Source organism: Thalassobacterium sedimentorum, from assembly GCF_031127905.1.
Lineage (GTDB): Bacteria > Verrucomicrobiota > Verrucomicrobiia > Opitutales > Coraliomargaritaceae > Thalassobacterium > Thalassobacterium sedimentorum.
This window is the reverse complement of sequence record NZ_JARXIC010000030.1, coordinates 20350-42075: the sequence shown is the minus strand read 5'-3', so window position 1 is coordinate 42075 and position 21726 is coordinate 20350. Positions and strand designations below refer to the sequence as shown.

Annotated in this window: 20 protein-coding genes; 8 read left to right on the top strand and 12 right to left on the bottom strand. The window is 49.4% G+C overall.

Annotated elements, in window-relative coordinates; genetic code table 11:
- Positions 1-84 precede the first annotated feature (84 nt).
- The 7 genes from QEH59_RS14895 to QEH59_RS14865 form a co-directional block, all read right to left on the bottom strand.
- A complete protein-coding gene (locus QEH59_RS14895) occupies positions 85-483 on the bottom strand; it encodes an ArsR/SmtB family transcription factor (RefSeq protein WP_308986177.1) in 399 nt (132 codons plus the stop codon).
- 6 nt (positions 484-489) lie between these two features.
- The gene (locus tag QEH59_RS14890) at positions 490-792 is read right to left on the bottom strand and encodes a hypothetical protein (RefSeq protein WP_308986176.1); all 303 of its coding nucleotides are present in this window, start codon (positions 790-792) and stop codon (positions 490-492) included.
- Between the two features lie 40 nt (positions 793-832).
- Complete coding sequence (locus tag QEH59_RS14885; RefSeq protein WP_308986175.1) at positions 833-1870, bottom strand: permease; 1038 nt, start codon at positions 1868-1870, stop codon at positions 833-835.
- Between the two features lie 238 nt (positions 1871-2108).
- Complete coding sequence (locus tag QEH59_RS14880) at positions 2109-2507, bottom strand: MauE/DoxX family redox-associated membrane protein (RefSeq protein WP_308986174.1); 399 nt, start codon at positions 2505-2507, stop codon at positions 2109-2111.
- Positions 2508-2582: 75 nt separating this feature from the next.
- Positions 2583-3161: a DUF2179 domain-containing protein gene (locus QEH59_RS14875; RefSeq protein WP_308986173.1), complete on the bottom strand. Its 579-nt coding sequence runs from the start codon at positions 3159-3161 to the stop codon at positions 2583-2585.
- 136 nt (positions 3162-3297) lie between these two features.
- On the bottom strand, positions 3298-3837 hold the full coding sequence (locus tag QEH59_RS14870; protein WP_308986172.1) for a hypothetical protein: 540 nt from the start codon (positions 3835-3837) through the stop codon (positions 3298-3300).
- A 188-nt stretch (positions 3838-4025) separates the two neighbouring features.
- On the bottom strand, positions 4026-4832 hold the full coding sequence (locus tag QEH59_RS14865; protein ID WP_308986171.1) for an ABC transporter ATP-binding protein: 807 nt from the start codon (positions 4830-4832) through the stop codon (positions 4026-4028).
- A gap of 122 nt (positions 4833-4954) precedes the next feature.
- Here QEH59_RS14865 and QEH59_RS14860 point away from each other — a divergent pair, with 122 nt between their 5' ends.
- The 7 genes from QEH59_RS14860 to QEH59_RS14830 all read left to right on the top strand — a co-directional run bounded on the left by QEH59_RS14860 (position 4955) and on the right by QEH59_RS14830 (position 10892).
- Positions 4955-6811, top strand: coding sequence for an ABC transporter ATP-binding protein (locus QEH59_RS14860; protein ID WP_308986170.1), 1857 nt, complete (start codon positions 4955-4957; stop codon positions 6809-6811).
- The gene (locus QEH59_RS14855) at positions 6808-6960 is read left to right on the top strand and encodes a hypothetical protein (protein WP_308986169.1); all 153 of its coding nucleotides are present in this window, start codon (positions 6808-6810) and stop codon (positions 6958-6960) included. The genes QEH59_RS14860 and QEH59_RS14855 overlap by 4 nt, the downstream gene beginning before the upstream one ends.
- Before the next feature lie 187 nt (positions 6961-7147).
- Positions 7148-8386, top strand: coding sequence for a beta-ketoacyl-[acyl-carrier-protein] synthase family protein (locus QEH59_RS14850; protein ID WP_308986168.1), 1239 nt, complete (start codon positions 7148-7150; stop codon positions 8384-8386).
- A 46-nt stretch (positions 8387-8432) separates the two neighbouring features.
- Entirely contained in the window at positions 8433-8684 is a 252-nt protein-coding gene (locus QEH59_RS14845) for an acyl carrier protein (RefSeq protein ID WP_308949174.1), read from the top strand.
- Positions 8685-8803: 119 nt separating this feature from the next.
- Entirely contained in the window at positions 8804-9061 is a 258-nt protein-coding gene (locus tag QEH59_RS14840) for a type II toxin-antitoxin system Phd/YefM family antitoxin (RefSeq protein ID WP_308986167.1), read from the top strand.
- A complete protein-coding gene (locus QEH59_RS14835; protein WP_308986166.1) occupies positions 9061-9468 on the top strand; it encodes a putative toxin-antitoxin system toxin component, PIN family in 408 nt (135 codons plus the stop codon). Before QEH59_RS14840 ends, QEH59_RS14835 begins: the two co-directional genes overlap by 1 nt.
- Positions 9468-10892 (top strand): phytoene desaturase family protein, encoded by a 1425-nt coding sequence (locus QEH59_RS14830; protein WP_308986165.1) that lies wholly within the window; start codon positions 9468-9470, stop codon positions 10890-10892. The genes QEH59_RS14835 and QEH59_RS14830 overlap by 1 nt, the downstream gene beginning before the upstream one ends.
- Before the next feature lie 67 nt (positions 10893-10959).
- Here the strand turns inward: QEH59_RS14830 and QEH59_RS14825 are convergent, their stop codons facing one another.
- The gene (locus tag QEH59_RS14825) at positions 10960-12330 is read right to left on the bottom strand and encodes an NAD-dependent succinate-semialdehyde dehydrogenase (protein WP_308986164.1); all 1371 of its coding nucleotides are present in this window, start codon (positions 12328-12330) and stop codon (positions 10960-10962) included.
- Positions 12331-12483: 153 nt separating this feature from the next.
- Between QEH59_RS14825 and QEH59_RS14820 the strand changes: the two genes are divergently transcribed.
- Entirely contained in the window at positions 12484-12831 is a 348-nt protein-coding gene (locus QEH59_RS14820; RefSeq protein ID WP_308986163.1) for a transposase, read from the top strand.
- A 59-nt stretch (positions 12832-12890) separates the two neighbouring features.
- Here the strand turns inward: QEH59_RS14820 and QEH59_RS14815 are convergent, their stop codons facing one another.
- Genes QEH59_RS14815 through QEH59_RS14800 form a run of 4 tightly spaced genes read right to left on the bottom strand, consistent with a single transcriptional unit; the run spans position 12891 to position 21698 of the window.
- Positions 12891-14903 (bottom strand): GH92 family glycosyl hydrolase, encoded by a 2013-nt coding sequence (locus tag QEH59_RS14815; RefSeq protein WP_308986162.1) that lies wholly within the window; start codon positions 14901-14903, stop codon positions 12891-12893.
- Between the two features lie 7 nt (positions 14904-14910).
- A complete protein-coding gene (locus QEH59_RS14810; RefSeq protein WP_308986161.1) occupies positions 14911-16314 on the bottom strand; it encodes a hypothetical protein in 1404 nt (467 codons plus the stop codon).
- Between the two features lie 37 nt (positions 16315-16351).
- Entirely contained in the window at positions 16352-19360 is a 3009-nt protein-coding gene (locus QEH59_RS14805; RefSeq protein ID WP_308986160.1) for a family 78 glycoside hydrolase catalytic domain, read from the bottom strand.
- Positions 19350-21698 carry a discoidin domain-containing protein gene (locus QEH59_RS14800; RefSeq protein WP_308986159.1) on the bottom strand — a complete coding sequence of 783 codons (2349 nt, stop codon included), beginning with the start codon at positions 21696-21698 and terminating at the stop codon, positions 19350-19352. Before QEH59_RS14800 ends, QEH59_RS14805 begins: the two co-directional genes overlap by 11 nt.
- Between the last annotated feature and the right edge of the window lie 28 nt (positions 21699-21726).

Below are 21726 nucleotides of genomic sequence, written 5' to 3'. Positions count from 1 at the left end.
GCGCTGGCGATCGGCTTGAGTTCCTAGTTTGCGGTTTGCCATGCAATGAACATGACCACTCCATCGGAATGCGCAATATTTATGTTAAAAGGTATTAGAGAGCATCGCGAGCCAATCATCACTATTGGGACCGACTACACATTCATTATTCTTACGCATCGCTAAACGCTGTCGACAACGCGATGTCACCTCTGCAAAATCTGCAGCTGGTAATGCTCGTACAGAGTCGACCAAAAAGACCCATTGCGGATGTTCTTGACTAGCCAATCGATAATACACCCACTTACCTCGCTTTTCCTGTGTCAATAAACCTGCTTTATAAAGTATCTTTAAATTACGCGAGGCATTGTATTGCGTATCGCCCGTCACATCCATGGCCTCAGCTAAGGTAATACATTGATCCACATGTATCAGCAGCCAGAACAAACGTAGGCGATGCGGCTCCGCGAGGGCTTTGAGGGCGTCTATGTATTGTTCATTCATTCGCGATTACTTTGGTTTAATGAGACCGACTAGCATGATCCCCACTCCAATCAAAAAGACGATCCCAGAATGAGCAGCATGCAGTGCTAGCGTTGACTTATCAGCCCCTAAAAATAAGGCAAACCAGAAAATGGGGCAGAACAAACCAAGGAGCGCAATATTGCGTCCTGCCCTCATTTGCTCTGACAGCTTGCCGCCATGAATCAGCGCAAGAATCACTTCTGACAGGTAGCGATACGCACACCACTTGCTCAAGCCAGAAGCGATTCGTTGCAAGCGATTCATTCTCCCCTTTTCTGGTGATTTCATATAAAATCCTCCGCCCTTATATGCGGAGAACGATGGCGCGTTAGACAATCGATTGAATCAGAATGCCGCCCAAGATGGCAGTGCTCAGGACGATGGTGATAAATGCGATCACTGCTTTAGGCTTAAGCACTGAAGAGACCAGCGCGATCTCAGGTAAACTCGCTCCAGTGCCGCCGATAATCAGCGCAATGGCTGGGCCGATCCCCATACCCTTAACAATTAGAACCTTCAACAATGGGACTGCCATTTCGATGCGCAGATAGACGGGCACACCAATCACCGCAGAGATGATAATCGAAAGCAGACTATCGCCGCCGACATATTTTTCAACAATGTCTGCCGAAAGATAAGCGGCTGACACGCCACTAATCAATGCTCCCAACAAGACGTAAGGGATAATTTTTTTGAACAATGCCAGCGCGAAACGCAGCGCTAGCTGCGGCTTGGTCGGCTCGGTCGCTGCCGCGGGAGTCTCGCAACAACTCGTCACGGGTGCCCCACAGCAGGCGGGCTCAGGTTCGGGAATCGCACAAAAATTGGTCACCGGTGCTCCACAGCACTCAGGCTCAGGTTCAGGTTTTGAAGAACGGCTCGGCGGCGCGGCACAACATGCTGCCGCCTTCTTACCTTCTAGCTCTTCGCCGCGCTTGATCTCATTTCTCCAAGGTGTTTTAGAAATCAACCATCCACCAAAAATGGCGGCAGAAAATGTGATCAGGAAATAACTCGCGGTGATCTTAAATCCGAAAACCGCATAAACCATCGCCATGACAATGAAATTACAGAGTGGCGCCGAGATCAAGAAGCTCAGCACAGTGCCCAGAGAGACCCCCATGCTTGCCATCCCCATAGTCACTGGCACCACTGAAGCACTACAGAACGGAGTCAGCATGCCCAAGAAAGCCCCCAAAATGGGCCCCCACTTTTCGTGCTTCGTCAGCTTTTTTTGCAGCTTATCTTGCGGAATATACTCACGCATGAAGCCAGTTAATATTGAGACCACCGCGATCACGACCACTAGCGCGCCGCCGACATGGACAAATTCATTCAATGCAATTGTCAGTTTATCTGTATTCACGAGAGTGCCTTGGTTGAAGTTATACTAAACATACTCGAGCAGACAAATGCTCACTTGCACTATTATGCAAGTATTATTTTTTAGATTATTTAAATTAACAACCTGCAAGCCCGTATTATATCGAATCTGAGTTGGACCGGCTCAAATTGAGACGGTCGCACAGCCTAAGTAGTCTACAGCAATCGTCAGAATCGGAAAACCTTCAACTTAACCAGCTGTTGCAGCCCTCGAGCATAGGCTAATCACGAGTGAGGTCTGGCGTCAAGGGATGCATCAGAATCGCATAAAAGAATGCCAGATGAATCAACTGAGATGGCAGCAACTCCCACTTCTCGAGTACTCCCGTGCCAAACATAATCCCGCCCATCAGCATGCACCCCGCAAACGCCCCCCAGCGAATCACCCGTCCACCGAGCAGAACGCACAAAGCAATGAGCGTTTCAGCAAAGGGAATCACATACGCAAATGCCAGCGCTAGCCCTCCGGCCAAAAAGGTGCCGTCAAACTGCCCTGCCATGCCCTGAGCAAAACTGGCTAACTTAGGAAGCCGGATAGCTCCATGGATGAGCAAAGAAAGCCCGAAAGCAATGCGAAGCCCCCAATAAGCCAACATCGAATTAGTGATTTTTAAATTCATGGCTAAGCTATGCACCAGCTTTCTAAATTTTCAAATACAGAGCACATTTAGCAATCCAACACCGAAACCAGCGATCTACTTACGTTTAATGATACCACCAGCCACCGTAGAATCAGCGCCCCCCATTTGATGACCAAATCGCCGTACTCGGGTCGGTGTCTCACACAGATAGAACACTTCGGGATCGACGGTCTGCACGAGTTGCAACGCTTGCGTCAACAGCCTGCGCTCACAGACGATCTGCAACTCTGAAACCGGGCCAAATGCACCCACACCTTCGAATTGCGTCACACGAAAGCCCCCCGCAGTCAGTGCCTGTTTAATTCCCTCGGCATTCTTGCCCGTAATCACACGTAAAACAGCATGCCCCAAGGCAAGTCGTCGTTCCAAAATAATCCCCACCACGTTTCCAGTTGAAAAGCCTAGTGCATAAAAAATCAACAACCAGGGACGAGCGAGCACTGTGTTGACTACAGTGGCAATGACAATGAGCCAAATCGTCACCTCAAACAGGCCAAGCACAAAGGCTAAATAGATCCGTCCTTGCACCGTAGCAATCATACGAATCGTACCAATCGAAACATCCAACACTCGTGAGAAAAAGACCACAAGTGCAAGCAGACCAAAAGGTAGATCATTAAAATCAAGTTCCATATCGCAAGAGCTTAGCCCGATGAGTTCACGGCTGCCAAGAGCCATCGTAAACTGTGTAGACGATTCGCTGTCGCAACCGCCCGTACACGCAGACGACACCTAAGATTGGTGATCGCTACAGCACTCGAATCACAGCCTACAGATGCAGGCGCGGTATCCCCTGGGACTGCTTCGTGTCGAAGATAACTAATACCAAACCACTGCAGTCGTGCTCAAATTTATAAAAATCTGCCCACAAACCAGCGACTAAGAAAGCAAATACCTCATTGCGATCCTCCTCAACTCGCCCCGAGCCGATCCATTTGGCGGCCTTCAAATCAAAAACACGAAAACGTGCCCCAACCGAAGGCAAGGCTTCGCCAGTAAAAGTCCATTCTGCCAGCGCCTGCCCAGCATGCTGCGGACGCTCGTAATCAAATACACTGGTGCAAGCAGCCAAGGCAGGACTCGCCGACAAACGATGCGGCACGCGCTCAAAAAACGAAACTTCACTGCCGCAATGCCAGTACACACGTGGCGCAATCTTCGCGACAGCATTTTCACTCAACTGCCGGCGCGCTGACTTTTTACGCAAAAACTGAGATAACTCTTGAGCCGTAATTTCTTCAGTCGTCGGCACCCTAGGTCCCTCGTCGAACAAAGAAGGCTGAGTATAATCTGTTCCATTCGCTGCCATTACAAACGAAGTGAAACTCTATCTAGCCAAGGCTCAAGTCATGAATGAATGAAAATCAAGCGCTCGGCTTTAAATTTTATGAATTGCAGTGAAGCGCTCCGCAACTGGACCGACACGGGCTGCGCCCCCTAACAGGAAAGCCCGATCGTCCCTCCCCCCCTCTCGAGATGAAAAACATCATCCGGAACCTATAGTTTTGGCACCGCCTCTAGCAACTTTACAGTGTAGGGATGCTGAGGGTTACTGTAGATTTCCTCGGCACTAGCTTGTTCCACAATCTTCCCCTCTGTCATTACCAGCACCTCGTCACTAATATGCTCCACTACAGCTAAGTCATGGGCAATAAAAAGGTAAGTTAAACCCAGCTCCTCCTGCAAATCCTGCAACAAATTCACGATTTGTGCCTGAACAGAAACATCGAGGGCGCTGACTGGCTCGTCGCAAACGATAAAATCCGGCTCAACCGCGAGCGCCCGTGCGATACCGATACGCTGGCGCTGTCCACCACTAAACTGATGCGGGTAGCGCTGCATCAGATCTGCAGAGAGCCCAACCTTTTCTAGCAAATCAGCCACTCGGGCTTGTTTTTGCGCCCGGGACCAAGCTTTGAAATGAATATCCAGTGGCTCCGCGATAATACTATAAATCGTCATCCGCGGATTTAAGGAGCCAAAGGGGTCCTGAAAAATAACCTGTATCTTTTTACGATAGATGAAAAACTCACGACGCGAGAGCGTGGCTAGATTCCGGCCTCCATAATGGACCGCCCCTGCAGTCATTGGCACTAGGCGCGCAATGGCACGCCCCGTGGTCGTTTTGCCACTACCACTCTCCCCGACAAGGCCAACAGTTTTCCCACGCGGAATATCAAAACTGATACCGTCCACCGCTTTCACCACATCCACAGTGCGTTGCAATACGCCTCCCTTAACAGGAAAGTGCACCTTTAAATCGCGAACAGAGAGCAAGGTTTCGTTGGTCGAACAGTCAGACATAGGGATGCGTTATATACCAATGTGTGTCAGGCGCAATACCGAGCATAGAAAACTCCAAAAAAGCAAACTTGGCATCAGAACAAGAGCACTCTCACCCAAGAAAAGGAAACTCGCGTTGCCAGATGACAACAGCAAAGCTGGACTTCCTTGCGTCCACACGCGTATTTTGTCGCTTTCGTTATCAACGCATTTGTCTTGAACCTATGTTCTTCCACCGATTCGGCCCATATTTTAAATATCTCAAACCAGTACGTGTCCAATTTGGACTAGGATTACTGTTTGGCATCATTGCCGCCGCCGCATCGGGTGCCGGCTTGCCCTTTGTAATCAAATATTTAGTGCCACTGGTGACCTCGGACAAGGCCCCCGAAGGCATGCAGCTGATTTTGATCCTGTCCTCGGTACCCATTGCATTTACTTTTCGTGCGCTCGGAAGCTTTCTAAATGCATACTATATGGCCTATGCAGGCATGCACGTCTTGGAAAGACTCCGTTTGATGGTCTTTACCAAAATTCAAGAGCTACCACTCTCTTTCTTCCACCGTAACAACGTAGGTGATCTAATGAGTCGAGTAACCGGCGACACCTCACAACTACAGAGCGCACTAGTCAAAGTAGTCAATAGCCTAGTCAAAGAACCAGCCACTCTCTTCAGCGCAATCGCATTCCTCATTTATCTGACGATCACAGAGCGCGAAGTCGCCTTCATGCTGATCGCACTCGCATCGGTTCCAGCCTGCGTATTCCCCATCAAAGCCATTGGAACACGCATCTTAAAAAAAGCGAAACTAGCGCAACGTCAGGCCGGCGAAGTGAATAATGTGCTCAACGAAAACCTGGGATCTGTACGCGAAGTACGTGCTTATAATCTGGAAGCTCGTGAAATTCACCGTTTTAGCGAGGCATGCCATAAATTTTTCAAGCTAGCCCTAAAGACCGTCAAATACGACAAGGCGCTCTCGCCAATGATCGAGGTGGTATCCGCCTTTGCCATCGTATTTGCGCTCTATGTCGCAGTTAAGAAAAACATCTCACCTGAAATTATGGCTTCGATTCTGACAGCACTCTACATGTGCTACGAACCGATCAAAAAACTGGGTGGGGTCTCCAACACCATACGCAAGGCAGAGGCTTCCCTCGATCGCCTGGAACATGTTCTGCAGACAGAGGACACAGTCCCCGAAACAGCCACCCCAGTCCCAACACGCCCCCTCAAAGGTCACATAAAGTTCGACCATGTGACCTTCAGCTATAAAGAGGAAGTGGCGCTCAAGGATATAGAAATCGACATCGCCCCCGGCGAAGTCATTGCGCTCGTCGGCCCAAGTGGTGCCGGGAAATCCACTTTTGCGAATATGGTGCCCCGTTTCTACGATACACTCCAAGGCTGCGTCAGTATCGACGGCACCAATGTCAAAGACTTCAGGAAAGGCGACCTCCGCAGTCAAATTGCCCTCGTTTCTCAGGAAGCTATTTTATTCAATGAATCCATCGCTCACAATATCGGCATTGGTAAAGAAGGTGCCAGTGATCAGGAGATACGCAAAGCCGCAGAAATGGCCAACGCAGCTGATTTCATCCAGCAGCTCGAAGGGCAATATGAATATCAGGTAGGTGAGCGTGGCAATCGCCTCTCAGGAGGTCAAAGGCAACGCATATCCATTGCACGGGCCTTCCTAAAGGACGCTCCCATAATTATTCTCGATGAACCCACCTCTGCACTCGATGCAGAAAGCGAACACGCGATTCAGGCAGCGCTTGAAAAGCTATCGGCAGGGCGCACGGTGCTAATCATCGCCCACCGCTTCAGCACAATCCAACATGCTGATCGCATTCTGGTCTTTGACGCAGGCTCGATCGTAGCCAATGGCACCCACCAAGCACTCTACCGTAACAGCCCACTGTATAAAAGTCTCTACGATAAACAATCCAACACTGCGCAAGCGCACATGCATCTACCAAACCAAGAGAAACAATGAAACAAATGATCACTAAAGTCACTCTGAGCCTCTGTTTCGCCACCGCGCTGCTGTGGCTATCTGGCTGCGGCTCCACTCGCACAGAAAATGGCGTCAGCATTCAAAGTAATCGCAGCCTCAATCCACTCGACTACATTCCAGGTTTCTAAGCTGAGCAGTCGATACGATCGTATAAACGCCGAGCGCCGCCCAGCCCTCTTCAGGCTAGACGCTGACCACGATTCCAAGCCACCAATCAATAGATAGCAGAATCTACAATCTACATTTGCCCCTGCTCTAAAACTTTACACTATTGACAGCTCCACCTCTACTCGTGGTATCCCTTACCGCTTACCTATGCAGCATTCACGCATCGTCATCACAGGCGTCGGCCTGACCTCGCCCAACGGCAACACTCTCGAAGAGTATCGTAAGAATCTCCTCGAAGGCGTCGCACGTATTCAAATGGTTGATATGCGCTATATGGGTGAAGTGCCCGCTGGCGTCTGCGACTACGACCCCAAGAAGTATCAAACCCGCAAAGAACTACGCGTCGGCACACGCGCAGGCAGTGTCGCCATCTACTGCGCACGCGAAGCGATCGACGACAGCGGACTCGACTTCGAGAACTACGACAAGAGCCGGATCGGCGTCTACGTAGGCACCACCGAGCATGGCAATGTAGAAACCGAGCACGAGGTCTACAACATCTCGAAGTTCGACTACGACACCAAATTTTGGACCCACCACCACAATCCGCGCACAGTGGCCAACAACCCGGCCGGCGAGATTACCATCAACATGGGCATCACGGGGCCGCACTACACCATTGGTGCCGCCTGTGCCGCGGGTAATGCAGGCCTCATTCAAGCGCTGCAAATGCTGCGTCTGGGAGAAGTGGACTTCGCACTGGCCGGTGGTGTCAGCGAAAGCACCCAATCTTTTGGCATTTTTGCCGGCTTCAAGAGCCAAGGCGCCCTGGGCACTCACCCCACAGATGTTAATAAGACCAGCCGCCCCTTCGATAAAAGTCGCAACGGAATCGTCGTTTCCGAAGGTGGCTGCATCTACACCTTGGAGCGCTTGGAAGACGCACAGGCACGCGGCGCCAAGATTCTCGGCGAGATCGTGGGCTACCGCATCAATTCTGACGCCTCCGATTACGTGCTCCCCAACCCCGAGCGCCAGGCCGAATGCATGCGTCAAGCACTCGCAGTCGCGGGCATGGAGCCTGGCGAGGTCGACATCGTCAACACCCACGCCACCTCCACTCCAATGGGCGACATTCAGGAGATGAAGGCCATCGCCGAGGTATTTAACGACTGCCCCAGCACCTATATCAATAACACCAAGGGCTATATCGGCCACTGCATGGGCGCCGCCGGGGCACTGGAACTCGCAGGCAACCTCCCCTCCTTTCAAGATAACATCATCCACCCCACCATTAATGTGGAAGAGCTCGACCCCGAGTGCGATTTACCAAATCTCGTCATTAACGAGCCACGCAAGGTTGACGCCGTCAAAGTTATCCTCAACAACTCCTTTGGAATGCTCGGAATCAACTCCGCACTCATTATCAAAAAATTTGAAGACTAAGCGATTCGCTCTGTCATAAATCATTATTCATCTGCTATTTAATACCATGACCGAAGATCAAGTAAAACAAATCGTAATCGACATTATCGACGAAATCGCACCTGACGAAGACACCACCGGCCTCAAGCCAGAAGTGAATCTTCGCGACCAAATGGACCTCGATTCCATGGACTTCCTCGACATCGTCATGGAGCTCCGCAAGCAACACGGCATCGAAGTGCCCGAAGAGGATTACCCCAAGCTGGCGTCGCTCGACAGCTGCGCGGAATACCTGACGCCTAAGTTCAACGCGAAATAATTTCCAGCGACCACGCTCGCTCCATTCACAAAGCACAGGCCTCCCAGCCTGTGCTTTGTTGTTTTTCACGCAAAACGTACAAAATTGACAAAACAGCTGTTTCGTACATTTTAAGTGCTATGATCACAATGTCCTCCACTGAAGCTCGGGCAAATTTCGGCGATTTCCTCGACAAAGGCAGTCGCGAACCTGTCATCGTCAAACGCCAGAACCGCGAAGTTGGCGCCTTTGTGCCAATGGCAGACTGGGAAAAGTTGCGAAAGATGCGTATGAAAGAGTTGGACGATCTGGTGAAGGCTGCCAGCAAAGAAGCGGCTACCAATGGCTTGACGGAAGAAATTCTTAACGAAATCTTGGCAGAAATAAATCCGTCCTAGTGATCATAATCGACACAAACCTGTATGTCAGCTACGCACTTTTTCGAACAGGCACACTAGGACAGCGCATTCATCACATCTTGGAAAGCCACCTCTACGCGTTCTCGAAGCAAACGATGAGCGAGCTTACAGAGGTTCTCATGCGGAGTAAGTTTGACCGCTATATGTCCTCCGAAGTGAGACTCAAAATACTTCGAGCAATAGCAAGCGACGCCGAATGGTTCACCCCGACCGAGACCATCCACGACTGCCGCGATCCGAAGGACAATAAATTCCTCGAACTCGCCGCGGCATCCAGGGCAGACTTCCTTATCACGGGCGACGACGATCTGCTCGTGCTCCATCCCTTTCGACAGACCCACATTTTGACTCTTTCCGCATTCGCCGAACAACACCTCTCTAAATAATGCCTCCCTCCCTCGACCAACAACACTACGAAGTCGTCATCATCGGTGCCGGCATGGCTGGACTGGCCGCCGGTATTCGTCTCGCGCTGGCGGGTAAGAACGTCATCATACTAGAGCGTCACAATGCCTCTGGTGGGCTCAACTCCTTTTACAGTCAGGGGGGGCGTAAATTCGACGTGGGCCTGCACGCCATGACCAATTACGTGCCCAAAGGCACCAAGGGCACACCGCTGACCAAGCTACTACGCCAGTTGCGCATCCCCTACGACGCGCTGGACCTCTGTCCGCAAAATGGCTCCAAAGTCGCCTTCCCCGGCTGCGAGCTAGGCTTCAACAACGACTTCGCCTTTTTCGAATCGGAAGTCGCACGCGCCTTCCCGCAACAGATCGACGGTTTCCGCGCGCTAGCGGAAGAGGTCCGCACCCTCGACGCTTTTAATCTCGGCTCCATGCCCAGCTCCGCCCGCGAGGCGGTGCAGCGTCACATTTCGGACCCTCTACTGGAAGATATGCTCTTCTGCCCAGTCATGTATTACGGCAGCGCGCAGGAGCACGACATGGACTACGGCCAGTTCGCCATCATGTTTCGTTCGCTCTTTTTCGAGGGCTTCGCCCGCCCGCTGGACGGCGTGCGTGTGATCATCAAGCTCTTGCAGGATAAATACCGCTCGCTGGGCGGCGTGCGCAAGATGAAGTGCGGCATTCAAAAGATCCATACCAGCGGCAACAACGCCTCCGCCATCGAACTGGACAGCGGTGCCGTCCTCACAGCCGATAAGATCATCTCGACCGCCGGTGCGGTCGAAACCGCCCGCCTGTGCGAGGATCAGCCAGCTGACGCCGCCAGTGACAACATTGGCCAGCTCAGCTTTACCGAAACCATCACCGTGCTGGATCAACAGCCCACCGATTTCGGCTGGGACGAGACCATCATCTTTTTCAACACCGCCGAGCGCTTCCGCTACGCGCGCGTCGAAGACGAACTCGTCGACCCGACGAGCGGCGTCATTTGCTTTCCCAACAATTATCAATACGGCGAGGGCCGTCAATTGGACGAAGGCTACCTGCGCGTGACCGCCATGGCCAATCACGACAAGTGGTGCGCCCTCTCAGAGGACGACTACCTTGCACAAAAAGCCTACTGGTATGAGGAGCTGCAAAAAGTCACGCTGGGCTTACTGCCCGACAGCAAACTCGATTTAAACGCCCACCGCATCGCCAGCGACATGTTTACCCCACGCACAGTGCGTAAATACACCGGCCACCTAAACGGCGCAATCTATGGCGCCCCCAACAAGATCAAAGACGGCCGCACCCATTTAAATAACCTCTATTTAGCCGGCACCGACCAAGGCTTCCTCGGCATCGTCGGCGCCATGCTGAGCGGCATTTCGATGGCGAATCTACACGTGCTCAGTGAATAATTAAGCCGCGTTCAACTCCTCGCAACTCCTCGCAACTCCTCGCATTTCGAGTACACACGCGACGACATTACATTTTCGGCGAGTGAATCAACTTTTTATTCACAAATTCATAGATGCCGAATTTTGACAACTCTCGGCCATAGCCGGAATTTTTGGTGCCTCCGAAAGGGAGCTCTGCCTGCGAATTGGTCGGCTGATTAATAAAGACCATGCCCGTATCAATCGAGCGAGCCAGTCGACGCCCACGCGCGATGTCTTGCGTAAAGATCGAGCCACCCAGCCCATAGGATGAATCATTCGCCAGCTCCAGCGCAGCCTGCTCGTCTTTAACCACGTAAATCGTAGCGACCGGACCAAATAGCTCCTGATCATAACTCGGTTGCTCTGGAGTCACATCGGTCAAAATCGTAGGATTATAATAGGCGCCCTGACAATCGGGGCGATCCCCGCCGAGAATCGCAGTCGCGCCGGCATCGAGCGTATCCTGCACCTGCTTGGCTAATTTCACCGCAGCAGATTCAGTCGAAAGCGGCCCCACCTCGGTGGCCGGATCCATCGGATCGCCCATTTTCAATTCACTCATGGCTTGCTTAAAGCCTGCAGTGAATGCCTCAGCCACCGATTCCACGAGGATAAACCGTTTCGAGCCGACGCAGGACTGCCCAGTATTCACCATTCGTCCTTTGACGGCCATTTTCACGGTCTCCGCCACGTCCGCATCCTCCAGCACGATAAAGGGATCATTCCCGCCAAGTTCGAGCACGGTTGGCTTAATTTTTGCCGCTGCAAGACTGGCCACAGTACTGCCCGCTCGTTCACTTCCCGTCAGCGAAACGCCGCGCACCTGTGGTGATTCGATAATCGGTTTCACAAATTCATGTGGGATCCGCAAATTAGTAAAGACAGCTGCGGGTAGGCCCGCCTCCTGTAGTAGTTCTTCAATTTTCTCAGCACACTGAGGCACATTACTCGCGTGCCTGACCAGCGTGGTATTACCTGCCATGAGATTGGGAGCGATAAAACGAATGACTTGATAAAATGGAAAATTCCAAGGCATCACGCCCAGTAGCACACCAATCGGGGCATATTGCACCTGCGCATCGGCATCCTCCACTGCCATGTCTTCATCGGCTAAAAAATCGGCTGCGCCTTCGGCATAAAACTCAGTAATTTCAGCACAGAACTGGATTTCCGCACGACTCTCTTCAATGCGCTTGCCCATTTCCAAGGTGATCAATTGCGCGAACTCGTCCGTCCGCTCTCTAAAAATCTGCGCTAGGCGCAGCATAATCTGACGACGCTCGGAAAAAGATCTATTTTTCCAATCTTGATAAGCCGTATCAGCTACCTGCACCGCAGCCAGTGCCTGGTCCTTGGTCATGGGCTGATAAGTCTTGAGAGTTTCTTCAGTGGCAGGGTTAATACTTACAATCGACATAGTACTTACTTCTTTTTGAGGTGATCATTGAGTCGGGACGAAAGGTTCGAACCCCCAGAGTGCAGAGAGCACGCCAACTTCAGCCCCAACTCCACATCCAGTTGGTCAGCAATCGCTTAAAACTAGCGCCTACAGCACGCACAGTCACCCAACATGCAATTTGCAATCTTACTCACGCGCAAAGAGCACGAAGTCGCAGGCCTCGACTCACCGACAAGGGGAATCGGATCAAACAGATTCTGCCTGCGCAGGCAAAATGGCCGGCGGGCAGCGATCGAGCCGGTCATCGGCCACCTTAAGAGTGACTACCGAATGGCTCGATGCTTCCTGAAAGGAGCACTTAGGGCCGAACTAAACCTGGGGCTCGCCGCAGCTGCCTGGAACCTCAAGAACTGGATCAACGAGCTTCTTTTTGCCCTCATTTTATGGGTCCAACATAACTTCAGCTCACGCAACCTACACCTCCAATACAAATTTTACTCGGCTCTTAGAGCCGCATAGTGCTTTTTAAGGCACGACTAATCTATAGAGGGGCTGATGTTGATCGAGCAAGTACTCCTTTAGCGAGAGGTAATCACGTCATGGGAAATAATTCGACTTCCTTGATCTATAGCAACATGTTGCAGTTCACTTGAGCAAATTTCAGTTTCACCGACCGTAATTTTCCAATCTCCGATCAGCGGCTCAAACATAATATATTCTGGCTTTCCAGGACAAAAAGGAAACAAACCTAGGGCAGACCAAATATACCAGGCCGACATCTCGCCGTTATCTTCATCTCCAGGAAAGTCGTCCTTCGAATAGTAATCTTCACACACACGACGAATCCAATACTGCATTTTTTGTGGCTGACCGAGCAGTCCATATAAAAATAGAAAAGCATGCACGGGCTGATTGCCATGCGCATACTGACCAAACCCAGCTAGCGCCATTTCAGTAGCTTCGTGAATTTCGTAATTGTATGTTCCAGCTTCGAAGCGCGATTCACTCGAAAGCATTTCATCAAGTTTTTCACAAACCTGATGAGCCCCACCAAAACATGCCGCAAGCCCTTCGTGATCATGCGGCACATTGAACACATGCTGCCAGGGGCCACCTTCGATAAAAGCCCCGCCCCATGCAAATTCACGAAACGGCGTTTCCCATTGTCCATCCATAAGACGCCCACGCATAAAGCCGACTTCGGCATCAAACACGTTACGATAACTCTGAGTACGCTTGCCTAAAGACTTCGCCTGCTCGTGCTTACCAAGATAGCGTGCCACCTGTGCAACAGCAAAGTCGTTGTAGGCATAATCTAAAGTACAGCAGACTGAATGCGGATGTTGATCTGCTGGTAAGTATCCCAGATCAATATAATCCTGCAATCCTTCGCGACCAAAAAGAGAATCATCTGACGGCTCGGTCGCATTTTTCCATAAATAGGAAAAGGCTTCTTCAACATCCCAATCCGTCACGCCCTTGCACACTGCATCCGCAACAACAACATCATAGTGAGTGCCAATCATACACGCACGTGGTCCAGGGCTAGGCCACTTCGGAGCCCAGCTACACTGACGGCAGGCGTTTAACCAGCCCTCCATCATGCGATTTAAAACATCTGGATAGACTAAAGCCAATAAGGGGTAAAGAGTGCGATAAGCATCCCAAAAGCCACTATCTGCACACAACGGACCCGCATAAACGACACCATCCGATGGGCTACGATGAACAACCTTGCCCTCTGCATCCAATTCATCAAGAAAGCGCGGAAAAAGCAGGCAGCGATATAGACATGAGTAAAAACGAGCTGCCTGATCCGCTGACTTAGGTGAAATTCTAATTCGCCCTAGCAGGGACAGCCACCTCGATTCGCCTTCATCCGCAATCTGCTCAAAACTGCGCCCAATTAACTCACGTTTAAGACTCAACGCCGCAATCTCACCAGAAATGAACGACCCCGCCATACGCATTTCCACAGACTCTGTGTCCTGCGAAAACTCAACATAGCCACCGAACTCTGTTTGAACAACGTCAACTGGTTCCACGCTGAAATCAGCAAGATAATTGAGGCGAAAACTTTCGTGTAACGTGTCACGATGGTCCCAACTATTACCAGCGATGCGATTGCTCGCAATGGATTCGAAAGTATGCTCTCCATCAAAATAAAATGCAACCCGAGGAACAACACCAGGACGAAAACGTAGCACTACCAACGCTCCACGCTCCGTGGATGTCAGCTTCACATCTATTCCATAACGCAATAAGGAAAACTGAAGTTGCTCTGGTCGCAATACACAGTCTTCGACACGATAAGCCGATGCTTGATGTTCAGGACTGTCTTGCACTGGCCCAGTAAATGGCAGAAAAGCTAGGCTACAATAGTCGCGCATCCAAGGACTCGGTTGATGTGTCAACCGCACACCTTGTAATCTACGCGAGAGCTGGTTAAACGTCCAAGGCGACTGTCCCGTCTGTAAAGTCCAATGATGCAAGCCCCATGGGCGCGCCACAATGGGCAAGGTATTTCCACGTGAGAACTCACGATCTGAATTTGTCCCTTGAAGTAAATTAATACATGATAAATCTAACATAAAAATATTAATTGATTTCGACAACCTCATCAAAGCCACCAGCATTAGGAAGTTGATACGGATCGTTGGCCAACTTCTCACCGAATGCAACGATCCCATGCGGAACACGCTTAACGCCATGAAACACCTCACGACCGTCCCTTAATAAAAGCCACTGATCACGATCGGCAATAAACTCCATATTGCCACAGCGACGACGAATAATAGGCAATGATGGAAGCGAGTCCCAATCAAGCTCTCCAGAATTTCGTTTTAATAAGAAATTCCAAAAGTTAATGAAATTGTATGAACCCGACACAATTGAAAACAAAGGACGAGATGCATCCACTGTCGTAGGAATCATCCCATCTGCATATACATATTGTGCCAGCGTCTTCTCTAATCCGAGAATCACATCCTCCATACCATCTTTTCCTTTACCAAATCTCTCGAACAATTGAATAAATTCTGCGTAATCCCCTAACTGAAGCTTCTGTCGATCCCATACGAGCACTCCGCTCTGCTGAGTGGCCGCATCATCCAGTCCGAGTGACATCTGAGTGTCCTGATTCTCATCTATATATACGGCTTTCTGCAGCACACTCACGACACGGTCGATTACCACAGGTATTCTAACATCAGGCCGAATGGAATGCAATTGATCGAGCATATTCACAATGAGGCACATATAACTACAACGCTCAGTGAAGTTTGCATTATCTCCACGCTCGAAGAAGCCAGTATGATCATGAAAATACTGTGGACTCAAATACATTTCCAAAGTCGGCAATCCGTATTGATGGAAAGGCTCCCAGTCTCCCATCACGTCTCCATATTTTGCTAAAGCGACAACAGCAACGAGATCTTGGTTAGTGACTCCACACCAACCTGCATTAGGAAGAGGTCTGACATAGCCATTTCCCAATTGCCACCAATGCGATTGAAACCATTTCAGGTGACGTTCCAATGCAACCTCAATTTCTTTCCGGACTAGATCACTCACATCAGCGTCTTGATAATGGCTCAACAACGCTAGCACTGGTCTCATTTGATGAATCGGACAGCTTTCCTGCGACGTATAAGTCGGTTCTGCTTCCCCACTTGCATGAAAGAAGCCGCCTTCGGGCGATTGATACCATAAAATAGATGCAATAATTTGATCTGCTAAATAGCGCCATTTGCGCGAATCACTACGAATCGCAAGTTCCCTCACACCTTCATAAATGCAGGATGTGCGTGACACACTCGCTCCATGATACTTTCGAGATAGACTAGAATCATTATCCCAACAAGCATGTAAATGTAATCCACCAAAGTCCCCTGGACCTTGTTGCCATGATAACAGTTGGGCCGTTGCGGTTTTTAAGGTTTCGAAACCAAAAGCATCGGAGGGGACACGACTTCGCCGTGGATATTGAATGGAATCGTTCATGGTATAACTATCTGGATGTAATCATTCTCAACTAATATTAGCATCGAACCGCTTCTCGTTTATTAATGTTAAGCGTTTCCAATTGAACTCGGAATGAATATTTCGAGCCTTGACAGCAATGAAAACGAAGCTTCCCTGCATTGCTGTCTAACTGTTCGGCCTCTCCACAGGTAATCACGACAGGCCCACTAACTGGCAGTTCAAGCAATACCGACATGTCTGTGGGGCATAACAACTCGAGCACAAAACAACTTAAGGGTTCATCAATACGCCAGTCGATATGTATCGCCCCTCTTGGAGTTGGCATGCTCCCACGAGCCCATTTTAAATCAGCCGTCTTAGGCGACACGAGCACTTCCTCGAACCCCGGCTTACTCGGCTGTATTCCCAAGATGCGTTGACTGAGAAAATAGGTGGGAGCTGTCGACCAACCATGGCAATAACTACGAGTCATTCTCGATTGATCTGGAAAAAATTGTTCCCAAAAAGTAGTCGCTCCTGCATGAATTTGTTTGCCCCAATAACTACGGATAAGCTGAACCAGAGAGTCCGAATCTTGCTCTCGAGCCATTCCCTCGAGAACAAAAAACATGAAAAATGGACTTCCGCCTTTCACGAAGTGAGGAGGTGCGTCCTGCATCAACTTGCGGCACTGCGCTAGTCGATCTGTTGTCGCTGAATTTGCAATATAGACAGCCGTTTGTGTTTGCTGACTAAACACCGACGACAGTTCACCATTTGCGCGAATACAATCGACAAACGCCCCTTCTTCTGGAGACCAAAGATGGCGATTAATCGCAACTACCAAGCCATCTGCCAAGTCGTGCCAGTCTTGACACTGCTGATATTCGCCAAGCTCTTCTGCCAGTGTCGCCGCTTGTCGTAACCCTAGCACAGCAAGTGCGTTTAAATGCGTAATTTCGCCATCGGCAGGGGTATCCATAGGCGCCCAGTCAAACATGCTTGAGGCACGTATTTTGAATAAGCCACGACTAGATAAATTATTACGAATTCCAGCGACATTCCTCGCCAACTGAGTCAGCATAAATCGCCCTAGTTTCTCGTCTCCAGTGTAGCGAAAATGTTCTTCAGCCCAGCGCATCCACAAAAAGCTCCAGGCTGGCAGAAGACTTTGCCAAGCGCTTGGAACTTGAGACTCAACTAATTCAGAACGGTCCAAACTCTTAGCAGCAAGATTCCAGCAATGAGCACTCAAGCGTGGATCACCATTCACGACAAAATCAACTAAAGCCTCATTGCGACCATCGCCCACCCAGAAAGTCTGCTCATAACCAGGACAATCTGTATATGTATCCTCCGAACAACAAGCGAGCGTATGCGCCCCCACCTTCCAAATATTGTTCAATAGCTCGTCGGAGCAACTAAAGCTCCCTTTATTTGCCTGCGGATAGGTGCTGGAAATCAACCTAACACCGCGAAGTCGTAGAGGACAAATTTGTTGACGAATGCTTAACCAGCAATAACGAAATCCACGCCGTAAAAGACTGCGGTATGTTTGCACTCCTGCTCGGCAAATATAGCGAAAAGTGTTGTTCATTTCTGACATTAAATGAACCTCACCATCCGCATTCATATTCTCAAAAAAATGAAAATCAAGAATGGTATCAGCCGCCGAATCGACCTCAAATTCCACGTAGCCAACGTGCTCTCTTCCGAGATCTATAAGGATGCGCACATCTACATCAGGAAACGGATCAATGCTCGCCCATTCATCATTGTTGTTGAGGATAGTTGCAAGATTGAATGTTTTGGGACACAGATCTTGAATGATCCTTTCTGAAGCACAGTGTGCATAGACGTCATTAGTTGACACCATGTCTTGGGACAAAGGCTGCACATATTCCGCGGAGAGTTCACGTTCCGATAAACTGCCACGTCCCCATATAGAATCATGCTTAGCCATCGTAGCTTCCGAGCAAATATTGAATGGATTCGTCACTATTTGATCTGAGCCTATCGGCGGTGCATGTGGCTCATGAAGATCACCAAATGGACCGATCGAAAGCCACTGAGACGACGAACGGTCATGTGAATGTGCAGACCAATGAAGTTCATTCGGAGACCATACGTTTAAAACAGCCCACCAATACTGCTCAGCTGCCGGCATCTTCACCATTAAACTATTCCACCCTTCATTCAGATATACACTAGTCCGAATCAGTGAATCAGGCGTTTCATCAAAGGGGATACTTTCCCCGTTTAATTTCCAGATCAAACGAGGACGAGAGTGAGGCTGCTGAATTTCAATCTGTTGTGCACAGGGGCTATAAATTTGCGAGGAAAGAAGAAGGTCTCCTCGCAGGACATTCGCCTCCTTATCATCTGGGTGAAGCATTCCTCTCGGGTTTAGATTCCAAATATATTGAGCTGAGCTCACCGCCTTCGGAGGCAAGACACGTTGAGGAAAAACTACGTCACGAGTCAACTGTGGGATTGTGCTCAAATACAAATCGGAGTGAGGTAACTCATCTCCCTGTAGAACTCGGGCGAACGGCCAATCAGAATCATCGAAGTCGATTTGCTGCCAGTTATTTAAACCGACACGGGCATCGTATTGTTCTTCCCAACCTAATTGGCAATTAATTCGTGGAACAGGCCAGAGATAACCCGGATCCAAGATCCCGAGCCATTGATCATTAGTTCCCAGCAATTCTGTGCCATGATCAGATACCCATGAAAGCTCGGCCAAAACGCCAGCTGGACGATGTATGTATTGAAAATTCCCGAGACCGTGGTGCTGCACTCGCACCGAAATCACATTCTGCCCAGGATGAAGGATGCCCTCGAGCACAAAAGTGTCAACGGGCCACTCCGATGGCCAAGCTCGTGAAGGCCCGCCACCGATCCATTGACCATTAATAAACACTTCATAACGAGTGTCTGCTGTAATGTGTAGGCACCCAGAATTGAACCCGGGAGCAAGCTCAAAGATCCGGCGAAAGCATGCCACATGATGAAAAGGTCGATGATTATCCGAATCAATCCAGATCCATTTCGCTTGCTGAGGTTGATAACTATTTGTCATGCACAATCCCCTCTACCACTGGTGAAATCTGGAGGGAGCCTTGACTCAAAACATAATACAAATTGTCGTTTGATAAAAAGTGAACCTTGTTCTCAGTTCGAACAACTTCACCAAAAGCATTACGAAGCTCAACAGGTGTATCGGCAGATACATCGAAGGCTACAGGATGATTAATTCCGTCGCTGCGCCATAGTACAGTTACTTGAGTGAAAGCTTTCATATCAGACAGAGCAAAACGATGAGTGACAATCCCGCCCAAATCACTACTGGCGAGCCAGGTGGCATTATCAAAAATCTCTAGAGCATGCGCAAAAGCATGAAATTCAGGAAGCACCGTGGGCTTAGTCATCGGGTCCGCATAGTCGATTAGCATCGCATAACGCTGAATTGATCCATAACCATGACCTTCAACAAATTGAAAGTGAAACAGTTTATCTATCAATGGAGTCCCATCAGAATCAAGCTGACTACTAGCTGCCATGTGAGCGACGAGACGACGAGCAATCTCTTGAGGAGGCGGATCACCTTTTTTGCTTCGTGAAACCCCGATCTCAGTCAACCATATGGGTTTATCGCCGTTCAATTTGGCACGATAATCTCCAGTCAATTTTAGATATTTCTTAAAATATTCGGAATCAGGCATGCCAGGATAACAATGCCAATTTATAATATCAAAATACTGCTCTCCGACCTCCTGAACTACTGAATCGAGATAGCGTGACGAAAAGCCAGCATGACCACCATAAGTAACCAGAGCATCAGGACTAATATTTTTGATAGTGATATAAGCCGCCTTAAGCAAATGTGCAAACTCCTGTGGAGTCCCCGAAAAAAACGCTCGATGATTTTGTTCATTCCAAATCTCCCAAACCGCTACATCAGTACCATAGCGAGTCACGACCTGCGTAATGTATGCAACCCAATCCTCAAGATGAACGGGAGGATAAGAACGTGCATTGCGCTGATCAGGCTGCTGACTCAAAAAATTCGGAGTATAACCCAAAATCCCCAGAATACTGATCTCCAAATCTCGGGCAACCTGCACCTCCTTGTCTGAGCGGGACCAATTCCAATGGTCTGCACTCTGTTGCAGCTTATACCAAGGGAAATCCAGACGAGACCAGGAAAAGCCAGCTTCATCAGCCATTTCTTTCCCCCATGGCCTGACATCGAGCCCCATATTCATACCGAAACGCGATTCATTGAAAATAGGACGTGGAACTTCGCTGATGCGAAAAGACGAAACCTCGGACCACACAGCCTCCCCTTGTTCAAGTTCAGATGCACTACGAACCCTCCAGAAAACAGTATCGCCCACCGCCACATTGAGATTCACCAACTTTAATTCAGTCCCTTTAACTCCATAAAAATCAGTCCGTAAACTCTCTTCAAAATCAGGTGAAAGAGAGATCTGAACCTCATAGACCGCGTTCGTAATATACTCGGCATTCACACCACTGCGCCAGAGTAAAACTGGATTCTCACTAGAAACATGACTTCCATCCAAAGGAATCGTGGGATGGGGTGCCCCCATCACCATTCCATCAATATCAACCTCAATCATATCCAATGAACCTAATCCAGATCGATTATTCTCAATCCTAGCAGAAACCTGAATCGCAGAAACACGACTCGTATTTAGAAAGCTTAAATCTTCACTCGTAAGTAATTGCCATTCTGACCACGGCGTTTCGGGTGATGTGCGCGTTCGCAGGCTCAAGCCAGTTATATTCTCTCCAACGACACGAATTTCATGCCACTTTTCCACTGTAGCAGGTGCAAAAGTGGCCATAACATAACCTAATGCTTCACCTGGAACACCAAGCACTTCCAATCGTGTCATTCGTGGAGGATGCCCATCAGAACTTTTATTTATTACAAATTTAACAAATCGCGCATTGATTGACTTGGAGAACTCTAAGCGAACCTCATGAGAATCGATATTTTGAACAATATTAGCTTCCGAAAATACCTGAGAACCAGACGGTCCAGATAATATCCCTGCAGGAGCCAACTTATAGTTGTCGTTCGAGTTCCTGCGAAAATAAATGGAGAACTCAGAAGGAAAGCTCTCTCCATATGTATAACCATCCCATTCAATTGCTGAAATTTCCTCATTCTGACCTAGATCTAGTTCGATGCTTCCCCGCTCTGACTTTGGACTCCAATACGAAGTATAATCGCCATCAAAGAGTTTTCGGAAGGATGCGTCTCTCACAACTTCCAATCTAGCATTAAAAGCTTTCGATGCCAGCGGACGCTCAGACACGACCACTCGACCATCAATCACCACAGCATTCTTAAGCACCAAATGCTCGCTATTAAAAGGTTGACGCATTACGGCTGCAGAAACCACAGAGACCAAG